At 68.0% G+C, this 21,657-nt stretch carries 23 protein-coding genes; 10 read left to right on the plus strand and 13 right to left on the minus strand.

Annotated elements, in window-relative coordinates; translation table 11 throughout:
* A complete protein-coding gene (gene nhaA, locus AC1DTF_RS05185) occupies nucleotides 1–1,272 on the plus strand; it encodes a Na+/H+ antiporter NhaA (RefSeq protein ID WP_057168886.1) in 1,272 nt (423 codons plus the stop codon).
* A gap of 27 nt (nucleotides 1,273–1,299) precedes the next feature.
* Complete coding sequence (dxs, locus tag AC1DTF_RS05190; RefSeq protein WP_477473299.1) at nucleotides 1,300–3,222, plus strand: 1-deoxy-D-xylulose-5-phosphate synthase; 1,923 nt, start codon at nucleotides 1,300–1,302, stop codon at nucleotides 3,220–3,222.
* 33 nt (nucleotides 3,223–3,255) lie between these two features.
* On the opposite strand, the gene AC1DTF_RS05195 is transcribed toward dxs, so the two are convergent.
* Genes AC1DTF_RS05195 through AC1DTF_RS05205 form a run of 3 tightly spaced genes read right to left on the minus strand, consistent with a single transcriptional unit; the run spans nucleotide 3,256 to nucleotide 5,640 of the window.
* Nucleotides 3,256–3,750, minus strand: a complete 495-nt coding sequence (locus AC1DTF_RS05195; RefSeq protein WP_477473300.1) for a phosphate-starvation-inducible PsiE family protein — start codon at nucleotides 3,748–3,750, stop codon at nucleotides 3,256–3,258.
* Nucleotides 3,751–3,793: 43 nt separating this feature from the next.
* Complete coding sequence (locus AC1DTF_RS05200) at nucleotides 3,794–5,059, minus strand: HRDC domain-containing protein (RefSeq protein ID WP_477473301.1); 1,266 nt, start codon at nucleotides 5,057–5,059, stop codon at nucleotides 3,794–3,796.
* Nucleotides 5,059–5,640, minus strand: a complete 582-nt coding sequence (locus tag AC1DTF_RS05205; RefSeq protein WP_057169019.1) for a DUF3000 domain-containing protein — start codon at nucleotides 5,638–5,640, stop codon at nucleotides 5,059–5,061. Before AC1DTF_RS05205 ends, AC1DTF_RS05200 begins: the two co-directional genes overlap by 1 nt.
* Before the next feature lie 79 nt (nucleotides 5,641–5,719).
* On the opposite strand from AC1DTF_RS05205, the gene hemE reads away from it, so the two are divergent.
* Genes hemE through AC1DTF_RS05225 form a run of 4 tightly spaced genes read left to right on the plus strand, consistent with a single transcriptional unit; the run spans nucleotide 5,720 to nucleotide 11,204 of the window.
* Nucleotides 5,720–6,769 carry a uroporphyrinogen decarboxylase gene (hemE, locus tag AC1DTF_RS05210; protein WP_057168890.1) on the plus strand — a complete coding sequence of 350 codons (1,050 nt, stop codon included), beginning with the start codon at nucleotides 5,720–5,722 and terminating at the stop codon, nucleotides 6,767–6,769.
* Complete coding sequence (locus AC1DTF_RS05215; RefSeq protein WP_477473302.1) at nucleotides 6,766–8,121, plus strand: protoporphyrinogen oxidase; 1,356 nt, start codon at nucleotides 6,766–6,768, stop codon at nucleotides 8,119–8,121. Before hemE ends, AC1DTF_RS05215 begins: the two co-directional genes overlap by 4 nt.
* A gap of 4 nt (nucleotides 8,122–8,125) precedes the next feature.
* A complete protein-coding gene (hemQ, locus tag AC1DTF_RS05220; RefSeq protein ID WP_057168892.1) occupies nucleotides 8,126–8,818 on the plus strand; it encodes a hydrogen peroxide-dependent heme synthase in 693 nt (230 codons plus the stop codon).
* A gap of 52 nt (nucleotides 8,819–8,870) precedes the next feature.
* Nucleotides 8,871–11,204, plus strand: coding sequence for a putative bifunctional diguanylate cyclase/phosphodiesterase (locus AC1DTF_RS05225; protein ID WP_477473303.1), 2,334 nt, complete (start codon nucleotides 8,871–8,873; stop codon nucleotides 11,202–11,204).
* Here AC1DTF_RS05225 and msrB read toward each other — a convergent pair.
* From msrB to AC1DTF_RS05245, 4 genes are read right to left on the minus strand one after another with little or no spacing between them, the layout of a single operon-like run.
* A complete protein-coding gene (msrB, locus tag AC1DTF_RS05230) occupies nucleotides 11,152–11,574 on the minus strand; it encodes a peptide-methionine (R)-S-oxide reductase MsrB (RefSeq protein ID WP_162264254.1) in 423 nt (140 codons plus the stop codon). The two genes, AC1DTF_RS05225 and msrB, sit on opposite strands and share 53 nt — an antisense overlap.
* Nucleotides 11,575–11,576: 2 nt before the next feature.
* Complete coding sequence (aftC, locus tag AC1DTF_RS05235) at nucleotides 11,577–12,866, minus strand: arabinofuranan 3-O-arabinosyltransferase (RefSeq protein WP_477473304.1); 1,290 nt, start codon at nucleotides 12,864–12,866, stop codon at nucleotides 11,577–11,579.
* 20 nt (nucleotides 12,867–12,886) lie between these two features.
* Nucleotides 12,887–14,446: an alpha/beta hydrolase gene (locus AC1DTF_RS05240; RefSeq protein ID WP_477473305.1), complete on the minus strand. Its 1,560-nt coding sequence runs from the start codon at nucleotides 14,444–14,446 to the stop codon at nucleotides 12,887–12,889.
* A 31-nt stretch (nucleotides 14,447–14,477) separates the two neighbouring features.
* A complete protein-coding gene (locus AC1DTF_RS05245; protein ID WP_057168896.1) occupies nucleotides 14,478–15,248 on the minus strand; it encodes a pyrimidine reductase family protein in 771 nt (256 codons plus the stop codon).
* Between the two features lie 35 nt (nucleotides 15,249–15,283).
* On the opposite strand from AC1DTF_RS05245, the gene zapE reads away from it, so the two are divergent.
* Both zapE and AC1DTF_RS05255 read left to right on the plus strand, forming a co-directional pair.
* Nucleotides 15,284–16,324: a cell division protein ZapE gene (gene zapE, locus AC1DTF_RS05250; RefSeq protein WP_057168897.1), complete on the plus strand. Its 1,041-nt coding sequence runs from the start codon at nucleotides 15,284–15,286 to the stop codon at nucleotides 16,322–16,324.
* Complete coding sequence (locus tag AC1DTF_RS05255; RefSeq protein ID WP_057168898.1) at nucleotides 16,325–17,080, plus strand: alpha/beta fold hydrolase; 756 nt, start codon at nucleotides 16,325–16,327, stop codon at nucleotides 17,078–17,080. It begins immediately after the preceding gene.
* Here the strand turns inward: AC1DTF_RS05255 and AC1DTF_RS05260 are convergent.
* The 6 genes from AC1DTF_RS05260 to AC1DTF_RS05285 are packed head-to-tail and all read right to left on the minus strand — an operon-like array spanning nucleotide 17,056 to nucleotide 20,521.
* Nucleotides 17,056–17,586 carry a GNAT family N-acetyltransferase gene (locus AC1DTF_RS05260; RefSeq protein ID WP_057169021.1) on the minus strand — a complete coding sequence of 177 codons (531 nt, stop codon included), beginning with the start codon at nucleotides 17,584–17,586 and terminating at the stop codon, nucleotides 17,056–17,058. The two genes, AC1DTF_RS05255 and AC1DTF_RS05260, sit on opposite strands and share 25 nt — an antisense overlap.
* On the minus strand, nucleotides 17,586–18,128 hold the full coding sequence (locus AC1DTF_RS05265) for a hypothetical protein (protein ID WP_057168899.1): 543 nt from the start codon (nucleotides 18,126–18,128) through the stop codon (nucleotides 17,586–17,588). The genes AC1DTF_RS05260 and AC1DTF_RS05265 overlap by 1 nt, the downstream gene beginning before the upstream one ends.
* 48 nt (nucleotides 18,129–18,176) lie before the next feature.
* Nucleotides 18,177–18,602, minus strand: coding sequence for a PPOX class F420-dependent oxidoreductase (locus tag AC1DTF_RS05270; RefSeq protein ID WP_057168900.1), 426 nt, complete (start codon nucleotides 18,600–18,602; stop codon nucleotides 18,177–18,179).
* Nucleotides 18,603–18,610: 8 nt separating this feature from the next.
* Nucleotides 18,611–19,327 carry a Clp protease N-terminal domain-containing protein gene (locus AC1DTF_RS05275; RefSeq protein ID WP_057168901.1) on the minus strand — a complete coding sequence of 239 codons (717 nt, stop codon included), beginning with the start codon at nucleotides 19,325–19,327 and terminating at the stop codon, nucleotides 18,611–18,613.
* 48 nt (nucleotides 19,328–19,375) lie between these two features.
* Complete coding sequence (locus AC1DTF_RS05280; protein ID WP_057168902.1) at nucleotides 19,376–19,852, minus strand: SRPBCC family protein; 477 nt, start codon at nucleotides 19,850–19,852, stop codon at nucleotides 19,376–19,378.
* 12 nt (nucleotides 19,853–19,864) lie between these two features.
* Nucleotides 19,865–20,521, minus strand: coding sequence for a class I SAM-dependent DNA methyltransferase (locus AC1DTF_RS05285; protein ID WP_057168903.1), 657 nt, complete (start codon nucleotides 20,519–20,521; stop codon nucleotides 19,865–19,867).
* Nucleotides 20,522–20,546: 25 nt separating this feature from the next.
* Between AC1DTF_RS05285 and AC1DTF_RS05290 the strand changes: the two genes are divergently transcribed.
* Nucleotides 20,547–20,732, plus strand: a complete 186-nt coding sequence (locus tag AC1DTF_RS05290; protein ID WP_057168904.1) for a hypothetical protein — start codon at nucleotides 20,547–20,549, stop codon at nucleotides 20,730–20,732.
* A gap of 372 nt (nucleotides 20,733–21,104) precedes the next feature.
* Nucleotides 21,105–21,476, plus strand: coding sequence for a hypothetical protein (locus AC1DTF_RS05295; RefSeq protein ID WP_477473306.1), 372 nt, complete (start codon nucleotides 21,105–21,107; stop codon nucleotides 21,474–21,476).
* The last annotated feature ends 181 nt before the right edge of the window (nucleotides 21,477–21,657 follow it).

Consider the following 21,657-nt stretch of genomic DNA (forward strand, 5'->3'; position numbering starts at 1 on the left):
ATGACAGAACGCCGCAGTCGTCTGCTGAGCCTCGGATCCTGGCCGGAAACCCAGCGCGTCAGCGAGGTCCTGCGTAAGGAGACCGTCGGCGGCATCATTCTTCTTATCGCTGCGGCCGCAGCCATCATCTGGGCCAACTCGCCGTGGGCGGAAAGCTATTTCGCGCTACGAGATCTGAAGCTCGGCGGCGAACCCTTCGGGTTTCACCTGGACCTCAGCCTCGGCGCCTGGGCGGCCGATGCATTGCTCGCCATTTTCTTCTTCGTCGTGGGTGTGGAGCTCAAGCGCGAGTTCGTCGTGGGTGATCTGCGCGATCCGAGCCGGGCCGCACTGCCGATCGCTGCGGCGATCGGCGGCATGGTGGTGCCCGCGCTGATCTTCGTCGCGCTTGCCTCGCAAGGGGGCGAGGGTGCGCTGAAGGGTTGGGCCATCCCGACGGCGACCGATATCGCTTTCGCGGTGGCGGTACTGGCCGTGATCTCCACCCACCTGCCCGCCGCGCTGCGAATGTTCCTGCTCACGCTGGCGGTCGTCGACGACCTGCTCGCGATCACCGTGATCGCGTTCTTCTACTCCGAATCCATCAACTTCGGCGCGCTGGCGTTGGCGCTGGCACCGCTCGGCGTGTTCACGGTCTTGGTCCAGCGCGGCGTCAAGGCGTGGTGGGCGTTGATCCCGCTTGCCGCGATGACCTGGGTGTTCGTGCACGAATCCGGGGTGCATGCCACCGTCGCCGGTGTGCTGTTGGGCTTCGCGGTGCCCGCCGCGCGGTGCGCAGCTTTCGAGCATCGGACACGCCCGATCTCCGCGGGCATTGCGATCCCGGTGTTCGCATTCTTCGCAGCCGGAGTGAGCCTTGGTGGTTTCAGTGGCCTCGCTTCGGCCCTGAGAGATCCCATCACGCTGGGCATCGTGCTCGGTCTGGTGCTCGGCAAACCCATCGGCATCTTCCTCACCACCTGGACGTTGTCCAAGGTCACCAGGGCCGAACTGGATTCCTCGCTGCGCTGGGTGGACGTGCTGGGCGTCTCGATGCTGGCCGGTATCGGGTTCACGGTGTCACTGCTCATCGGCGACCTCGCCTATGGGCTCGGCTCGGAACGTGACGAATTTGTGAAAGTCGGCGTACTGGTGGGGTCCCTGCTCGCGGCATTGCTCGCCTCGGTGCTGCTGGCCACCAGAAACGCCGCCTATCGGCGTATCGAGCAAGAGGAAACGTCGGACGCCGATCAAGACGGAGTGCCCGACATCTACCAGCCTCGACAGGACTGACGGGTGTTACGTGGCTAAACTGGCGGGATGCTTAAACAGATCCGCGGTCCCGCCGATCTGCAGCACCTGTCCCAGTCGCAGCTCGACGAGCTGGCCGGTGAGATCCGTGAATTCCTGATTCACAAGGTCGCTGCAACTGGTGGACATCTGGGCCCGAACCTCGGTGTCGTCGAGTTGACGTTGGCGCTGCACCGGGTCTTCGATTCGCCGCACGATCCGATCATCTTCGACACCGGGCACCAGTCCTATGTGCACAAGATCCTGACCGGGCGCGCCGACGATTTCGACCAGCTCCGGATGAAGGACGGCCTGTCGGGCTATCCGGCGCGCGCCGAGAGCGACCATGACTGGGTCGAGTCCAGCCACGCCAGCACCGCGCTGTCCTACGCCGACGGTCTGGCCAAGGCCTTCGAGCTGTCCGGGCACCGCAACCGGCACGTCGTCGCCGTCGTCGGTGACGGCGCGCTGACCGGCGGTATGTGCTGGGAAGCGCTCAACAACATCGCCGCCGCCAAGCGCCCGGTGGTCATCGTCGTCAACGACAACGGCCGCAGCTACGCCCCCACCATCGGCGGGCTGGCCGACCACCTGGCCGCCCTGCAGCTGCAGCCCGGCTACGAGAAGCTGCTGGAGAAGGGCCGCGACGTGGTTCGCGGTGTGCCGCTCATCGGCGAGGTCTGCTACCAGTGCATGCACAGCGTGAAGGCCGGCCTGAAGGACGCACTCCAGCCGCAGGCCATGTTCACCGATCTGGGCCTGAAGTACGTCGGCCCGATCGACGGCCACGACGAGCACGCCGTGGAAGCGGCGCTGCGGCACGCCCGCGGTTTCAACGCACCGGTCATCGTGCACGTCGTCACGCGCAAGGGCATGGGTTACCCGCCCGCCGAAGCCGACGAGGCCGAGCAGATGCACGCCTGCGGCATCATCGACCCGCTCACCGGGCAGGCGACCGCGGTGTCGGCACCGGGCTGGACCGGAACCTTCTCCGATGAGCTGATCAAGATCGCCAAGCGCCGGCGCGACATCGTCGCCATCACCGCGGCGATGGCGGGCCCGACCGGCCTTGCGGCCTTCGGTCAGCTCTACCCCGACCGGCTCTTCGATGTCGGTATCGCCGAGCAGCACGCGATGACCTCGGCCGCCGGTCTGGCGATGGGTGGCATGCACCCTGTGGTCGCGATCTATTCGACCTTCCTCAACCGCGCCTTCGATCAGATGATGATGGACGTTGCGCTGCACAAGCTTCCGGTGACGATCGTGCTGGACCGCGCCGGCGTCACCGGTCCCGACGGCGCCAGCCACCACGGCATGTGGGACCTGTCGATCCTGGGCATCGTCCCCGGTATGCGGGTCGCGGCACCGCGTGACTCCTTGCGTCTACGTGAGGAACTCGGCGAGGCAGTCGAGGTCAAGGACGGCCCGACGGCCATCCGATTCCCACGGGGTTCTGTGGGCGAGGACATTCCGGCTCTCGAACGGCGGGACGGGGTGGACATCCTGGCCAAGCCGGGCGCCGGTTCCTCCGAGGACGTGCTGCTGATCGCGGTCGGATCTTTCGCTCGGATGGGCCTCGGGGTCGCGCAGCGTCTGCAGCAGCACGGCATCGGTGTGACCGTCGTCGACCCACGCTGGGTGCTGCCGGTGCCAAAGGCCCTGCACAAGCTGGCCTCCGCGCACAAGCTCGTCGTCACCCTCGAGGACAACGGCCTGCACGGCGGCATCGGGTCCTCGGTGTCCGCCGCGCTGCGTGCGGCCGAGATCGACGTGCCGTGCCGCGATGTCGGCGTGCCGCAGGAGTTCCAGACGCATGGCTCGCGCAGCGAGGTGCTCACCGAGATCGGTCTGACCGATCAGCACATCGCTCGTCAGATCACCGGCTGGGTCGCTGCGCTCAACAATTCCGAACTCGACACCGATGCCGACATGTCGGTGCGGAAGTCCGACTAGGCAACTCGGCTACCGCTGTAAACCCCGTGGCGCTCATTCGCCCTCGTCTTGGAGCGGAGCCGCCAGACTGCGCTGTCTGAGCACCCACGCTGCGACAGCCAGTACCAGTACCAGTGCGCCGAGCACCCCGGTCTGGACGATGGTCCTGGCGAACTCCGGCCCCTGACCCACGAGCTTGGCCGCTTCCACCGACTGCACCACAATCTCTTTGATGCAAGCCAGGATTCCGACGATCAAAAACGGCTCGACGGCTATCTCGTGGGACCGCAGGCTGGTCCGCACGGCGTAGAGCAATTCGACGAATATGAAGATCAGCAGCACGCCGTCCAGAAGTTCCAGCATGACGTTGGAGGTGGGCGTGTCCAGTAACGAGAACATGGTTTTGACCTGAGCCACGAGCAGGGCCACCGCTCCGGCCACCAGGATGACCGCGATGGCCCAGTACACGGCGTCTTCGGCGATGCTGAGGACGCGGTCGGCGAACCGCTGGCGGTCCTTTTCGTCGTGCGTCTCGTCCTTTTCGGCCACGTTGGGTGTCCTCCAGCTCGCAGGTGTCGAGTGTTCCCGCTCGTCAATCCGCCGACGCGTCGGGCGATGTCGTCAATGCTGCCGTCAGCACCGGCACCGTCAGCTCACGCTGCCACGGCCGGGCCTTGGCCTGGACCAGGAATTGCTCGACGGTCGACGCGACGTCCTCGACCGGCTGCCAGTCCCAGCACAGCCGCCGGACGGTGTCGGGCATCAACAGGTTCTCGGTGGGAACCGAAACCTTCTGCGAGAGTTCGGACAAACCGCTGCGAGCGGCCTCCAGTCGTTCGGCGGCCTCCGGCTTGCGCCGGGACCAGCGGGCCGGCGGCGGTGGCCCGGTGAGCGGTTCGGAACCCGTCGGGGGGTCCGGGTCCTGACGGGCCCTGGCCAATGCGTCGAGCCACACCTGCGCGCTGCGCCGTTGCCGGCTACCACCGAAAACCGGTAGCGCGACGATCTTTTCGACCGTATCGGGATCCACCGTGGCGGCATTGATGATCGCCGCGTCGGGCAGGATGCGGCCCGGCGCGATATCGCGGCGTTGAGCGATCTGATCGCGCGCCGTCCACAGTTCGCGCACCGCGGCCAGCGCCCGGGGGTCGCGCACCTTGTGGATCCCCGAGGTGCGGCGCCACCGGTCACGCCGGGTCACGGTGGGTTCGGCGGTTCGCAGGAACTCGAATTCCTGTGCCGCCCAATCTGATTTGCCTTGCGCCTCGAGCGCGGCGGCCACCGCGGCCCGCAACTCCAGGAGCACCTCGACGTCCAGCGCCGCGTAGTTGAGCCAGTCCGCGGGCAAGGGGCGCTTGGACCAGTCGGCGGCGCCGTGCCCCTTGACCAGGCCCAGACCCAGCAGGCGGCGCACCATCTCGGCGAGGTTCACCCGCTCGAATCCGGCCAGCCGGGCACCCAATTCGSTGTCGTAGAGGCTCGGCGGCGTCATCCCCAGCTCAGCCAGGCACGGCAGGTCCTGGTCGGCGGCGTGAAGTACCCACTCGTCGGTGGCCAGCACCTTCGCCAGCGGAGCCATCACCTGCAGGGGATCGCCGCCATGGTTCACCGGATCGATCAGCACGGTGCCCGCGCCCGCCCGGCGGATCTGCACCAGATAGGCCCGGTTGGAGTAGCGGAAACCCGAAGCGCGCTCGGCGTCTATCGCAAACGGCCCAGTGCCACCGGCCAACAGCTCGGCCGCCCGCACGATATCGCTGGGATAGAGAGCGACCGGCGGAACACCGTCGRCAGGTGCCAGTAGGGGAGTCGCTTCCGGTTCGGGTGTGTCGCCGGACTCTTCTTCGGGCTCGGTCATCAGGCGCGGGTGCGGGAACCCAAGCTGGTCACTCCGGCAGGCGGCAGGCCGGCCGCGTGCTCGAGGACCTCGCAGAACGCCTGCACGTGCGGGCCCAACTCGAGGTTGGTGGCCGTCCAGGAGGCGCGGAGTTCGAGTTGATGGGCGCGTGGCGGACCGGAGATATCGCCGTAACGCACGGACGTGGTGGCGGTGACGGTGCCGCCCAGTGCGGTGACGGCCTCGCCGTGTTCGGCGAGCGCGTCCACCAGCCAGCTCCAGGCAACCTCGGGCAGCAACGGGTCGACGGCCTCGGTGGAGTCCAGGTCGGCCTGGATGTAGGCGACCAGGCGCATGGTGCCGTCCCAGGCCTCGGCGCCTTCCGGGTCGTGCAGCAGGATCAGCCGCCCGAAGGCATCGCCCTCGGAGCGTTCCGGCACGACCGGGGCGTCGGGGTGGCGCACTTCGGCGCCCAGCGCATAGCTGTAGGGAGCCAGCCGTTGCGGCGGTCGGATCGGTCCCAACTCGATTTCCGGCCGAACGGTAGCGGCATTCATGGCCGCAACCGCGGTGCGGAACTGAGCCGGTTCGGCGGACGTCACAGTGTGGGACGCTAGACCCATCTCGTCTCACCCGTGCGCAGGCGCGCCGATCTCCGGACACATGGCACCATAGGGCTCGATGAGCACCCGTCGTGACCTGCCAGAGTCGCCGTTTCTCGCCGCTGCCGCCGGCCGCACCCCGAGCCGCACCCCAGTGTGGTTCATGCGCCAGGCCGGACGTTCGCTGCCCGAGTACCGCGCCCTTCGTGCCAACCACAAGATGCTGGACGCCTGCTTCGACCCGGAGCTGGTCTGCGAGATCACCCTGCAGCCGGTGCGCAGGCACGGCGTCGACGCGGCCATCCTGTTCTCCGACATCGTGGTGCCGCTCAAGGCCGCCGGCGTCGCGCTGGACATCGTGCCCGACGTCGGGCCCGTCATCGAGCACCCGATCCGGTCCCGTGCCGATGTCGGCACGCTCAAGCCGCTGGAGCGGTCCCAGGTGGCACCCGTCAGCGACGCGGTGTCGCTGCTGGTCGCGGCATTGGGTGAGGTGCCACTGATCGGTTTCGCCGGTGCGCCGTTCACGCTGGCGTCCTACCTGGTGGAGGGCGGACCCAGCCGCAACCACGAGAAGACCAAGGCGATGATGTTCGGCGAGACCGAGACCTGGCACGCGCTGATGACCTCACTCACCGATCTGACCATCGAGTTCCTGGCCGCCCAGCTCGACGCCGGCGTCGATGCCATCCAGTTGTTCGATTCGTGGGCCGGGACGCTGTCGCTGGCCGACTACCGCAGCCACGTCCTGCCGCACAGCTCCCGGATCTTCGCGGCGCTGGCCGATCGCGGTGTGCCGATGACGCACTTCGGGGTCGGCACCGCAGAACTGCTCGGTGCCATGGGTGAGGCCGGGGCCACCGTGGTGGGCGTGGACTGGCGGACATCGCTGGAAGCCGCGGCGGGCCGGGTGCGGCCCGGCACGGCGCTACAGGGCAACCTCGATCCGGTCGTCCTGCTGGCCGGCTGGCCGGTGGTCGACCGTGCCGCCCGGGCTGTCGTCGAGGACGGCCGCGCGGCTATCGCCGCCGGGGCGTCCGGTCATATCTTCAACCTCGGTCATGGTGTGCTGCCGCCCACCGACCCCGGGGTGGTGACAGAGCTCGTCTCGCTGGTGCATTCATTGTGAAACCCACGTACTGCGTTGTCGGAGGAGGCATTTCGGGCCTCACCGCGGCTTACCGGCTGCGGGTCGCGGCCGGTCCGGATGCCTCGATAACGCTGTTCGATCCGGCCGACCGGCTCGGCGGGGTGCTGCGCACCGAGCAGGTCGGCGGGATGTCGATGGATGTCGGGGCCGAGGCGTTCATCACCCGCCGCCCCGAGGTGACGTCCCTGCTGGCCGAGCTGGGCCTGTCCGGACGGCAGGTCGCCAGTGCCGGCGCCCGGCCGTTGATCTACAGCCAGGGCCGGCTGCACCCGCTGCCGGCGGGCACGCTGCAGGGCATTCCCGCCCACGCCGAGTCGGTGGCCGGGCTGGTCGACGCCGCGACGGTGGCCCAGATCGCCGACGAACACCGCCGCGCCTTCACCTGGCGCCCGTCCGTCGACCCGTCGGTCGGCGAACTGGTCGGTGACCGCTTCGGCGCGCAGGTCGTCACCCGGTCGGTGGAGCCGCTGCTGACCGGTGTGTACGCCGGGTCGGCCGCCACMATCGGGGTGCGTTCGGCGCTGCCGGCGCTGGCCGCCGCCCTGGACCACGGTGCCCGCAGCCTGACCGAGGCGGTCCGAAACGCGCTTCCTGCACCGCAACCCGGCCCGGTGTTCGGCGCCCTCGACGGCGGCTACCGCGTCCTGATCGACGAGCTGGCCCGGCGGGCCGACCTGCGCTGGGCCCACGTCGGGATCAGCCGAGTGGAGCGCACCGCGCGGGGCTGGGAACTGATCGACGATGAGGGCGGCCACTGGTCGGCCGACGCGGTGGTGCTCGCCGTGCCCGCGCCGCGGCTGGTCCGGCTCGTCGAGCACGTCGCCCCGCGCAGCGCGGCCGCCGCCCGCCGGATCGGGGTGGCCTCGACCGCGCTGGTAGCCCTCGCGCTACCCGGCGGCACCCCGCTGCCCGATCAGTCCGGAGTGCTGGTAGCCACCGGAGAACAGTTGCACACCAAGGCAATCACCCTGACGTCACGCAAGTGGGGCCGGCGCGGCAACGTGGAGCTGGTGCGGCTGTCCTACGGCCGGTTCGGGGACACGCTGGCGCGTAGCGTCGGCGATGACGAGCTGCTCAACTGGTCGCTCCAGGATCTGCAGACGGTGTTCTCCATCGCCGCCGACCCGGTGGACTACCGGGTGCAGCGCTGGATCGACGCGATGCCCCAGTACGGGCCCGGACACGCGGATCTGGTCGCCGAGGTGCGGGCCGGTCTGCCGCCGAACCTGGCCGTCGCGGGCGGCTATCTGGACGGCATCGGGGTGCCCGCATGTGTGGGATCTGCCACCAGGGCGGCCGCGAAGCTGGTGACCTCCGGCGTGGCACGATAGGCCCATGGCCAAGCTCGATTACGACAAGCTCAACTCGATGACCCGGTACATGATGATCTCGGTCTTCGCCGTCCAGCCCGAGGCGCTCGATCAGGACCGGTCGGCCGTGATCGATGAGACCTCGACTTTCCTGAAGCAGCAGGAGGACAACGGCGTCGTCGTCCGCGGCCTGTACGACGTCACCGGCTTCCGGGCCGACGCCGACTACATGATCTGGACGCACGCCGAGCGGGTGGAAGACCTGCAGGCCACCTACTCGGCGTTCCGCCGGACCACCCTCGGTCAGGCCAGCGACCCGGTATGGAGCGTGGTCGCGCTGCACCGTCCCGCCGAGTTCAACAAGAGCCACGTCCCGGCCTTCGTCGCCGGTGAGGACCCCGGTGACTACGTCTGCGTCTACCCGTTCGTGCGGTCGCTGGACTGGTACCTGCTGCCCGACGACGAGCGCCGCAAGATGCTCGTCGATCACGGTATGGCGGGGCGTGAGTACCCGGACGTGCGGGCCAACACGGTGCCGGCCTTCGCTCTGGGCGACTACGAGTGGATCCTGGCCTTCGAGGGCCCCGATCTGGGCCGCATCGTCGAACTGATGTGGAAGCTGCGCTATACCGAGGCGCGCAGGCATGTGCGCGAGGAGACGCCGTTCTTCACCGGTCCGCGGGTTGCCGTCGAGCAGTTGCTGGCAAAGCTGCCGTAAATAAGTCACGCCGCTGGGACATCGCGCGGCAGAAGTTTGCTAGCGTCTTGGGATGCCGATAGGCGTCCGGGTCGGGGTGGGGGCTACGGTCGCCACCCTGGCTTTCTGTGCGTGGCTGCTCGGTGGATGGGGCTCGCCGGCCGCGCGGATCGCCGTGGAGGATCTCGGCTTCGTCGTCCTCGCGCTGTTCGTCACCGCCTGCTGCGGCCACGCCGCGTGGCGGTTCCGTGGCCGTCAGCGCCGGGTCTGGATCTGCGTGACGATCGGCATGATCGGCTACGCCGTCGGGTCGGCGATCTGGGCGTATTACGAGTGGTGGCTGGCTGAATCGCCCTTTCCGACAGCTGCGGACATCGCGTATCTGATGCTGCCGGTGTTCGTCTGCATCGGCCTGCTGATGGTGCCCGTGGGCGCTTCGGGATATACCCACACCCGGCTGGCGCTCGACGGGTTCATCGTGGCGGTCGCGTTCTTTCAGATCGGTTGGTGGACGGTTCTGGGCGAGGTGTTCAACGACTACAGTGACGCCACGCGGTTCGCGGTCGGGGTCGCGCTGGCATATCCGGTGCTGGATCTGGGTGTGCTCACCGTGGCGGTGCTGGTGCTGGGGCGGGCCCGCACTCCGCAGCGGCGGGCGTTGACGCTGTTGGTCAGTGGCATGACGTTGATGGCCGTGGCGGACGGCGTTTTCGTCTACACGAACGCCCACGACGATGTCACCGTGCTCACCTACGGCAGCGTGAGCTGGGCGGCCGGTCTGCTGCTGATTGCGCTGGCCGCGCTGAACCCGGAGACGTGGGTGCGTGGGGCTGCCGAGGCCGACCGCGAGATTTCCCGGATGGCCATGTGGCTGCCGTACGTGCCGCTGGTGTTCGCCATGATTGCCGCGCTGGTGCGGTTTGCTGCAACGCCGGGCCTGCCACCGGCGCTGCTCGCCTCGGTGGTCCTGATCGTGCTGGTGTTGCTGCGGCAGTTCATCGTGGTGGCGGAGAACCGCAGACTGCTCCGGGCTGTGGAAGCGCAGGCCCTGCAGGACCCGCTCACCGGTCTGGCGAACCGCGCGCTGTTCCTGGACCGGTTGACCCATGCCATGGCGCTGCACCGTCGCGACGAGCAGTCGGTGGCGGTGCTGTCCCTGGACCTCGACGACTTCAAGCTCGTCAACGACGGCCTCGGCCATCCCGCAGGTGATCTGCTGCTGGTGCAGGCCGCCGAACGCATCCTGGGCGCCGCCCGGTCCAGCGATACGGTCGCCCGCATCGGCGGCGACGAGTTCGTGGTCCTGATGGAGGGGGACACCGAGGACTCGCATCGCGTTGCCCTGCAGGTGCTGCGCGCCTTCGACGAGCCGTTCGTCATCGACGGTCACGCCCTGTTGTTGTGTCCCAGCGCCGGCCTGGCCGGTGCCTCCGCGGGTGAGCCGGAGATCTCGGCCGACACCCTGCTGAAGCAGGCCGATGTCGCGATGTACACGGCCAAGCGGTCGCGCATCCGCGGGGTGCACGTCTACTCCGCCAGTGACATGCCCGACGATGCCGATCCCGAGGCCGACGATCGCGGGACCGCGGCGGCCGCGGCACGGAAGAGCACGGTGGCCTTCCAGCTTCTCGGCCAACTCCGGCACGCCATCGCCAATCAGGAACTCACCCTGGCGTATCAGCCCAAGTTCGACCTGCGTGACGAGTCGATCGTGGGGGTGGAGGCGCTGGTGCGCTGGCCGCACCCCGAACGGGGGTTGTTGGGGCCAGACCAGTTCCTGCAACTGGTCCGCGATCACGGGCTGATGCGGCCGATCACCGAACTGGTTCTGTCCCAAGCGCTCAACCAGACCGCGGAATGGCGGGACATGGGTCTGCTGGTGCCGGTGGCGGTCAATGTGTTCGCGCCGTCACTGAGCGATCTGGCCCTACCGGAGACGGTGGCGCGGGCGCTGGAGGAGCGTGGCCTGCCGTATGAGGTGCTGACCGTCGAGATCACCGAGGACCTGCTGCTGGACAACCACGAACGTGCCCGTGCGGTGATCGAGCGTCTGCGCCAGGGCGGGGTGCGCGTCGCGATCGACGATTTCGGCAGCGGCTATTCGGCGCTGTCGTATCTGCGGGAACTGTACGTCGACGAACTCAAACTGGACCGTGGCTTCGTCACCGCGGTCCTCGACGACCGGCGCGCCGCCGCCATCGTGCGCGCCGTCATCGATCTGGCGAACGAACTCGGCCTGACCACGGTGGCCGAGGGCGTGGAAGATCCCGAAACTGCCACGCTGTTACGTGATTACGGCTGCCAGGTGGCGCAGGGCTATCTCTACAGTGCGCCGCTGACGCCGCCGGACATGCTCAGTCTGCTGAAGTTGCGCCGGCCGGTACCAGACGCAGCGATATGGAGTTGATGCAGTAGCGCTGGTCGGTCGGCGTCGGGTAGCCCTCGCCTTCGAACACGTGCCCGAGGTGGCTGTGGCAGTTGGCGCAGATCACCTCGATGCGGGTCATTCCCAGCGAGTCGTCGCGTTTGAGGATCACCGCATCGGAGTTGGCGGGATCGAAGAAAGAGGGCCAGCCGCAGTGGGATTCGAACTTCTCGGTGCTGCGGAACAGCTCGGTGCCGCAGGCCCGGCATTCGTAGACCCCGGCGGTCTTGGTGTCGGTGTACTCGCCGGTGAACGGCCGTTCGGTGCCGGCGCGGCGCAGCACCGCGTACTCGGCGGGGTTGAGCTTCTCGCGCCACTGGTCGTCGGTCAGCTCGAGCTTGGGACCCGGGATTGTCATGATTCAACGCTAGCGCGCCGACGCTCATCCGTCATCCACGGCGGATCGATACCGGAATCCAGCCGACCTTCGGCCTTGGCGTCCAGGTAGCGGAAGTACAGCACGCAGAACACCACCACCAGCAGCAGCGACCAACCGTAGGTGATCTTCATGTATTCCAGGAAGCGTCCGGTGGTCGGCCAGTGCCCGAGCAACCAGCGGTCCATTGTCATGAACCCGTACACCGCCAGCCAGGCCGGCCAGTTGTGCAGCACGGAGTTGCGCAGCACCACCGTCATCAGGAACGGGAACAGCATCGTCGAGTAGTAACCCTGGCCCAGTGAGAGCACCAGGAACGACGCGGTCAGCAGTACCCCCGAGGAGGTCAGCAGCCAGAACAGCGGATCGCGCTCGCGGTAGTACTTGTAGAGCAGGTAGAGGCTGCCGGCGGCCAGCAAGGTGAATCCGATACGCAGCGCCAGGATCAGCCACATCGGCAGGCCGTAATAGATGCCGTTGCCCAGGATCGAGGAGTTGAAGTAGTCGCGGGTCTCCAGGATGTAAGGCACGGTGCGGTGCACGAAGTTCATCGGGTCCGACACCAGCGGCCAYGCAGCCGCGTTGAAGACCAGCGGCACGCCGAAAGCGGTGATCAGGGTGTAGAACTGGCGATTCAGTACCGGTAGCAGCAGCAGCGGTAGCAGCGACGGTTTGACCACCAAGGTGAGGCCGATGGCGGCGCCGGCCAGCAGTTCCGCGCGGACTCCGCCCTTGAGCAGTAACCGGAAGAACAGCACCGCCCCCAGCAGCATGCAGCCGTTGATGTTGGTGAACACCAAAGTGTTGGTGACGGATTCGGTGCAGAACATCGCCAGCAGCAGCGCCGGTGCCGCGACCGAACTCAGCGTGTAGTTGAACATCCGCAGCAGCAGATAGGCCGCGAGCAGGAAGGCCACCACGTTGAAGGTGATGTACCAGTAGCGGGCGGCGTCGACGGGCAGGTAGCCGAACGGCGCCAGCAGCAGCGTCCCACCCGGCGGGTACAGGTAGTGCGGGTCCACCTGATGGAAGTTCTCGTTGTAGATGTCCCAGCCCATTTTGAAATTGATCACCGCGCGGTAGACCGGGCCGAAATCATCGGTGATGTAGCCGTTGGTGCCCAGCACGTAGCTGCGGTGGATCACCGACAGGATGGCGATGGGCCACAAGATCGACCGCAGAATCGTTGCGGTGCTGGGCGGTGTGGTGCTGGGGCGAAAGGCGTTCAGCACACCGGAGGGCAGGAACGACACCAGCGCACCGTACACCGCAGTTCGTCGGGGCTTGATCAGGCGGGGCAGAACGTGTCGGTCTCGGGCAGTTTGCCGCTCTCCAGGTATCCGATGACCGGCGGCAGCGCGCACGCCGTGTAGATGCCGGCGCCGTGCCCGATGCCCTGCCAGATCACCCGCTTGCTGGTGGAACCGGCGTTGATGACGGTGGCGGCGACCGCGGCCACCCCTTCGTTGCCGACGATCGGATCGTTCTGGACACCGAGCAGCATGACCGGGATCTTGAGGTCCTTGGGATCCTGCGGTGCGGAGCCGCTGGGCCAGCTCAGGCAGTTGACCATCCGCAGTGCGCCGACGCTGCCGAACTGCGGGTAGAGCCGGTCCCAGGCGACGACGAGCTCGCGGACCCGGTCCGGGGTGGGCCGGTTGAGCGCGTCGCTGCAACCGTTGACGAACTGACCGTCGGTCTGGCGGAGGGTGTCGGCCTGGGTGATCAGGTTGGTCATCGCGTTGGTGTCACCGCCGCGGGCGGAGGCGATCGCACCGGCCAGCGCGTTGGTGGCGCTGGCCCGGTCCCCGCGCGGGAAGGCCAGCGCCGTCGTGATGGCGTCCGCCACGGCAGCCTCGGAGGCGCCGTTGGGTCCGTCGCCGTTGCGGGCGGCCGTCAGCAGGGCGTCGACGGCGCCGCGGGGGTCCGGGCCCAGTGGGCAGTTCGTGGCGGCACACTGCGCGGCGAATGCGTCGAGGGCCGCCTGCTGGCCCTTGACCATCTGCTCGGTGGCGGCCTCGGCGCCGATGCCCAGCGGCAGCGGCGAATCCAGCACCAGCCGCGCCACCTTGTCGGGGTGCGACCCGGCGTAGGCCAACGCGACCTGCGCACCGTTACCGATGCCCATCAGCGCGATCGTCGGGACATCCCAGGTGCTGCGCAGCCGTTCGATGTCCTCGGCGGCGTGGGCGTTGTCATAGGCCGAATCGCCGGGGGCGATGGTGTCGGTGCAGGTGGTGGTGGCGGTCTGGACGATGGCGCTCAGGTTGGCCACCGGGTCGTCACCGGGCTCGAACTGGGTCTGGTCGATCATCTCCTGACGGTCGAACAGGTCGCGGCAGTCGATGGCCTTGGACAGTCCCATCCCGCGCCGGTCGACGGCGACGATGGGGTTCTTCTTGAGGATGTCGGAGCCGGCGCGGGATAGCCATACGGGCAGTTGCGATGACGAGGGCAGGTCCGTGCCGGTGGTCATCACCAGCGGGCCGGCGTCGGCGGGGGTGTCCACGGAGGTGGCCCGCACCACGCCGATAGTGATCTTGCCGTTGGCGCCCTTGATCGAATCGAGGTCGGCATCGTAGGTGGCGCAGTCCAGTGTGATGCCCGGCAGCGCGGGCACGGCAGCGTCACTGAACACTCTGGAGGTGCAGTCCTGCCAGGACAGGTCGTTCTTGGGTGCCTCCAGCGCCGGTGGCCCGTCGGCCTCGGCGGTGGTCGTGGGCGCGCCCTGGGGTCCGGCGCCGTCGTCGGTGGCGTAGCGCGGGTTGGCGGCCAGCAGCGGGGCACACGAGGTCAGCAGCACTGCGACCGACGACACGGCGATCGTCGACAGAATCCCCACACGCATGCCGACCACAGTAGCGATCGTCGACGCCGGATCAGTCGCGGCTGTAGCGCGTGTACAGATAGCCCTCGTCGTCGGTCAGCACGTGGCGGCGCTGCAGCCGGGTGATCAGCTCGCGGTGCCCATCGGCGATCCGCTTCGACCCGCCGCCCACCACCGTCGGCGCGATGGTCAGGCACAGCTCGTCGAGCAGGCCGTCGGCGATGAAGGTGCCGAGCAGGCTGGGGCCGCCCTCGGCGAGCACCCGGGTCAACCCGAGGCCGGCCAGGGTGCGCAGTGCGGCGCCGAGGTCGACGCCGGCGGGATCGGCGCCCGAGCAGTCGTACACCTCGGCCAGGCCGGCGAACCGGGCGCGCGCGTCGGCGGCGGTGTCGCGGGAGGTCAACAGCAGTGGGGGCACTTCGGTCTGGGTGAACACCGCCAGGTCGTGGTCGAGGTCAGCGGAGCGGGTGACCATGGCGATGGGCGGCACCTCGCGTTGCCCGCGGGCGTGCCGGCGCTGTCGTTCGGCCACCCCGAGTTGGGCGCCGGAGTAGTTCTCGACGCGCACCGTGCCTGCCCCGACCACCACCACGTCGGCCAGCTCACGCATCAGCCGGAACACGGCCCGGTCCCCGGCGCCCCCGAGCGCACCGGAGCGGCCGTCGGCCGTCGCGGCACCGTCGAGGCTGCTGATGAAATTGGCCCGTACCCAGCAGGAGCTCAGGTTCTCGGGGTAGGCGTAGTACTGCGCCAGCCCGCCGTCCTCGGTGGTGGAAACCGGTCCAAGGGCTGTGAGATCCGTCCCAGCGGTGCTATCCGACATGGGCAACATTGCAGCACGTCGATAGGGTGCCTGACATGCAAAGCACGGGCGGGGTCGCGGGTCTGGTCGAGCGACGGCCGAGCGTCACCCCGGAGCGGCTGGTCGCGCAGCTGGTCCCGCCGCCCACGTTCGCCGATGTCAGCTTCGACACCTACCGGCCCGATCCCAATGAACCGTCGCAGGCCGAGGCGGTCGGGCACTGCCGCAAGTTCTGCGAGCTGGCCAAGGAACGCCGGGCCGGCAAGAAGAAGCTGTTCGGCAAGCGTGAGGTGCTGCCCGGCGTCGGCGTGTACCTCGACGGCGGGTTCGGTGTCGGCAAGACCCACCTGCTGGCCTCCACGTATTACACGATGTCCGAGGGCGACGCCCCGGTGGCGTTCGCGACCTTCGGTGAACTGACCCAGCTGGCCGGCGTGTTCGGCTTCACCGAGTGCATCGACCTGCTCGCCGACTACGCGGTGGTCTGCATCGACGAGTTCGAACTCGATGATCCGGGCAACACCACGCTGATCTCCCGGCTGCTCTCCGCCCTGGTGGAGCGCGGCGTATCGATCGCGGCCACGTCGAACACGCTGCCCGAGCAGCTCGGGGAGGGTCGCTTCGCCGCGCAGGACTTCCTGCGTGAGATCAACACGCTGTCGGCGATCTTCACCACCATCCGCATCGAGGGCCCCGACTATCGGCACCGCGGGCTGCCGCCGGCACCCGAGCCGTTGACCGATGACCAGGTGCGCACCGCGGCAGCGGCGAAACCCGGTGCGACACTGGATGATTTCGACGCGCTGTGTGCGCACCTGGCGACCATGCACCCGTCGCGCTATCACGCGTTGATCGACGATGTCACCGAGGTGTTCATCACCGGGGTGCACCCGATCAACGACCAGAGTGTGGCACTGCGGTTGGTGGCGCTGACGGACCGGTTGTATGACGCCGGTATCCCGATTCTGGCCTCGGGCACCAAGCTGGACACGATTTTCAGCGATGAGATGGTGGCCGGCGGGTTCCGCAAGAAGTATCTGCGCGCCACCTCGCGCATGCTGGCGCTGACTGCCGCCGCGCAGTCTCAATCGAACTGAATGACCGGGCCTGCGGTACTGCTGCTTCCGGGGGCCGGTGCGCGCTGCGACGGGTTCTTCCCCGGTCTGGTGGATTCGCTTGCGGCCGAACCCGGTTGCCGGGTCATCGTGCACGACGTTCCCGAGACACTGGCGCAGGTGCCCGCGCACCTGCATGACCTGATCGCGCGGGAGGGCGCCGGGCCGGTGGTCGTGGTGGGCCAGAGCCTGGGTGGTGCGATGGCGCTGCTGCTCGCGCGTGACCATCCCGACGACGTGGCCGGTCTGGTGCTGCTGGATGTCACGCCGATCAACGATGCCGCGATCTGCCGCCGTGTCGAACGCGCGTTCCGCGCCGTGGCCGTCATCTGCCGAATCCCGGTGATCCACCGCTGGTTTCGGTCGCGGATGATGAAGGGAGCCGCGCGCGAGGCCCACAGGCTGCGGTTGCGGCCGGATTGCGCGGCGGTCCACTCACGGGTCGCCGCCGAAGCCGATCTGATCCGGCTCGGACGGGTGGTGAGCGGGCTGTCGGGACTGTCCGCGCAGTTCGACGAAACCGGGCTGCCGCGTGTGCCCGCCGCCGTCATCACCGCGGATCGCGCGCCCACCGGTGCGACACATGTTGCCCATCAGCGCATCGCGGATGCCCTCGGCGAACCACTGCTCTGCTGGCCGGGTTCCACGCACTCGGTGCACCTCACCCATCCCGACGAGGTGCTCGACGCCGTGCGTGACGTCCTCGGGCGCACTCAGGCCGAGCGGACCATCACGTAATCGCTCTCGACGCTGTCGCCGAGGCGGAAGGTCTTGGTGCCGCTGACCCGGAAATCGGATTTGGCGTAGAAGCGTTGGGCGCGCTGGTTTTCCTGATTGACGCCCAGCCACACGCTGGCCGCGCCCAGTTGTGCGCAGCGCCGCAACGATTCGGCCATCAGCGCCGCGGACACCCCGGCGCCGTGTACGTCGGGCAGCGTGTACATCTTGGAGATTTCCACGGCCGGGAGCAGCGGCACGGCCTGCTGCACGTCGGCGTCTTCGGGCACACCGCGGATCAGCATGGCATAGCCGAGGATTCGGGTGTCGTCGCGGGCGATCAGCACCACGCGGTCCGGGTTGTTCAGGTAATCGGCGAACGCCTCGACCGACAGGTTCGCCGCGATGAACGCGTTGACGTTGTCTTCGGTGACGCCCGGCGGGCAGGCCAACGGAAAGGTGGTGGCGGCGACGGCGGCAAGCTCGGTCAGATCTGCCGGTCCGGGTACCTCGACGTGCACGGCGATCAGGGCAGCGGAGCGCCGGGCTGCCAGATGTTCCACTGGGCCAGGTGCGTTCCGGTCTGCGGGTTGATCATCACCACGTTGGTGACCAGCGCGCGGTAGACGTCCCAGTAGACGCCACCGTTGACGGTGGACCCGGGGGGCGCGTTCAGCAGTGCCTTCTCCAGCGCGTCCGGGGCGTCGGTGTGCTTGGCGGCGTAGGCGTCGGCGTAGGGGGTGACGCCGCTGAACGTGGTGGCGATGGACAACTTGTACGGGTTGGGCGCGGAGATGACGTGCACCGTCACACCGGCCCGCCACGGGCCGCCCTGGGCGCGCCAGCGCGGGGAGCCGTTCCAGCCCCATCCCGGTGGCACCGGCACGGCCAGCACGTCGTGCACCGTCACGTCGGCGACGAAGTCGTCGAACTGCACGCGCAACGTCTCACCCAGGTTGCCGATGGGAGTGACTGCAGCCGCGGCGGGCGGCGCGATGCCGACTGCCACCGCGGCGGTCAGGCTCGTCAGGAGAACCGCGAACCAGGTGCGGACCTTTGCCAATCGCATGCTTGGCATGATGGCACATGCCCGACGGACACTGCGGTGTTCGGCGGTTTAGGCGATCCAGGGTCCCTGACCGCCGATGGATTCGATGCGGATCCGGGTCAGGAAGCCGTCCGGTGCGTCGGCCGGCGGGAAGTACTGGTCGGAGCCGAGCAGGGCGATGGCCAGCTCCTTGAGCAGTTCGGGCGCACCGCCCTCGACGATGCGTGCGGTGCCGGTCACCGACAGGTACTGCCGCTGCTGACCTGGCTGGCTGGGGCCCAGGATGGTCGCGGTGACCCGCGGATCGCGCCGGATGTTGCGCACTTTCTGGTACTTGTCCGACAGGTGCGCGGACACCAGTTCGTCACCGTCGGGAGTGGACTGCAGCGCTACCCAGACCAGTGAGACCTGCGGGCTGCCGTCGGCGTTGAGGGTGACCAGGGTGGTGTCGACCCCTGCACCGATGAGCTCGCGTGCTGCTGCGTTCAGTTCCATGAGCTGTTCTACAGCGACGGGTCCGCTTTCATTCCCGTGATGGAGGCCAGCAGCTCGATGAGCTTGGCGGTCGTGCGGTCCTTGTCGACGCCGAGACCGTGCAGCGGACCTTCGCCGTCCTCGGATTCCAGCAGTGCCAACAGGATGTGCTCGGTGCCGATGTAGTTGTGGCCCAAGCGAAGTGCTTCGCGGAACGTCAATTCCAGCACCTTCTTGGCCGGGCCGCTGAAGGGCACCAGGTCCAGTGTCTGGCCCGTCGCGGGCGGCAGTGTGATCGCCGCGCGGATCTGATCGGGTTCGGCGCCCTGGGCCTGCAGGATCGCGATGGCCAAGGATTCGGTGTCGCCGAGCAGCCCCAGGATCAGGTGTTCGGGGCCGATCTCGATGTTCTCCGCGTCGCGGGCGACGCGTTGGGCGGTGACGACGGCGGTGCGTGCACGCGGGGTGAACCGCGCGAAGCCCTCGTTGGGGTCGATGCCGGCGGCATCGGCCTTGGGGACGAAGCGTTTCTGGGCGGCCTGTTTGGTGACACCCATGCTGGTGCCGATATCGGTCCAGGAGGCGCCGGAGCGGCGGGCCTGGTCGACGAAGTGGCCGATGAGGTGATCGGCGACCTCGCCGAGGTGCTCGGCGGCCAGTACCGCATCGGTGAGTTGCTCGAGGGCGTCGGTGTGAACGGACTTGATGGCGCGGATGAGGGTGTCGAGGCTGACGGAATCGGTCATGCGTCAACCGTAGGTTGACTCTGTGGTTTCGTCAACTACGAGTTGACGTCAGGGTTGCGGGTAGCCGCGCCGCACCGTCCGGTCCAGAATGCCCAGGGTGGCGCGCAGCGCGCTCTCTGGGATGACCGGAAAGATGCCTGCCTCGCGCCACTTGTCGGTGATGTTGGACCAGTCGTAGAACGAGGTGACCAGCGTCCCGTCGCCGGTCGGTTCCAGGCGGTAGCCGTAGACGTGGCCGATCTGCGGTTTGATCTGACCCAGGATCGTCCAGGCGATCAACCGGTCCTGCTCGAACTCGGTGATGTCGACGGTGACGTCATACTTGCCCATCGGAAAGTCGTTGAGCGCTTCACGATCCATGTGCACGACGAACTGATCGCCCACCTGCCGCGCCGGCGCCCCGGTGGCGTCCTGCAACATCCCGGAAGCATCGATGGCGACGTGTCCCTGCGGGTCGGCCAGCACCGCGAAGATGTCGGCGGCCGGTGCCGCGATGGTGCGCTGCACTTCGAAGCGTTCGGTCATGCGGTGTGCTCCTCAACTGGTGGGTGCGGGTTTGCGGGCGATCAGATACCCCTGCGGTGTCGATTCAACACCGTCGCCCTCGGGTTCTCGGACGAGTCGGGCGTGCACGGGCAGGCCGGCGTCGTTCAGCAGCTCTGCGACGGCCTCGGGACGGCGGCGGTGAAAGAGCAGGTCGACGCGTTCGCCGAACGCCTCGGTCAGGTGGCGCGGCCGATCGCCGATCTGGAAGGCCAGCAGCGCCACGCCGCCCGGGATGAGCACCCGGTGGAACTCGGCGAACACCGCGGGCAGTTGATCGTCGGGGATGTGGATCACCGAGTACCAGGCGCACACGCCGCCGGCGCACGCATCGGGCAGGTCGAGGTCGGTCATCGATCCCACGCTGAAGCCGATGTCCGGATGAAGCCTGCGGGCTTGGGCAATCATGTTGGGCGACAGATCGATTCCCGATACCTGTGCACCATTGTCGCGCAGGATCGTGGTGGCCGCGCCGGTGCCGCAGCCGATGTCGATGACCTGCTGGTTCGGCGGCACCATGTCGGTGAAGGCCTTCAGCACGGCGAGGTCCAGGGGTTTGTCGTCCAGGTGGTACTGGAATGCCGCGACGTATCCGGCGGCGGTGCGGTCATAACCGTCGCGGGTGCGGTCCAGGAACGGGGTTTCAGCCATCGACGCTGAGGTTACTGTCGACGGTATGCGTATCGCGGTGTTGGTCATCGGAATAGTCGTCGCCATGTTCGGAACGCTCTTCGCGTTCCAGGGATTCGGGGTGGTCGGCGGCAGTCCGATGAGCGGTACCACCACGTGGTCGGTGCTCGGGCCGATCATCGCGCTGATCGGCGTGGGCATCGCGGGCTACGCCTGGCGTCTCAAGCCCTGACTCATCCCACGGGCTGTCCCACGCTCGGGGGATAGGAGAGCCGGTTCGGCGAGCGTAATCTTCGCGCATGAGTGGGGAATTGGCTGTCGCGATCGGTGTGCTGGGGGCACTGTCGGTGCTCGCGGTCACAGTCTTCATGTATGTGCGGGTGCGGCGGTGGCGCGCCGAGTCTCCCGCGGAGGCTTACCGGCGTGAAATGCGCGCCGGTAAGAGCGGATCCCGGGGCATTTGGGCCGCGGGTTCATTCGGCATCGTGGGCACAGGCGCGGACGGTTGGCCGTCTTCGGGCGATAACGGCTGGGGCGGCGGTGGATGTGGCAGTGGCGGCGGTTGCGGTGGGGGTGGCGGCGGCTGTGGTGGGGGCGGTTGCTGATGGACATATTGGCCGTGTTGGTCGGTGTCGTGATCATCGCCGCGGTGACTGTCACGGTGGTTGTCGCGCGCCGGCGGCGACGGGCCCTGCTGCTGGCTGCCGAGACTCCCGAGGCCAAGTACCGGCGTGAGGTTGCCGCATTGCGGCCCAAGCAGACTCGGGAGGACCGCGCACCCGGTGGCCCGGCGATCGAGCGTTACCACGAGCGCAAGCGCAAGGACGTGCGCAACCGGCGGTCCAAGCGGATGTGGGCGGCGGGATCCGCTGGAGCGGTGGGGATCGGGCCGGACGGTTTTCCCGGCAGCGGCGGTGACGGTGGTGCGGGCTGCGGTGGGGGTTGCGGCGGCGGTTGCGGTGGGGGTGGGAGCTGATGAACGTAGTGCTGGCCCTCCTTGCGTTGGCCTCGTTCGTCGGCGGGGCGGGGGCTTACCTGTGGTGTGAGAGCTTGGCCCGCAAAGATCGTGAACGCCGGGGGGCAGGTGTGGCGGAAAGACGGCAGCGGTGGAGGTGGTTTCGGCGACGGAGGTGGTGGATGCGGCGGTGGCGGCTGTG

Source organism: Mycobacterium sp. P4_H6 (assembly GCF_056400845.1).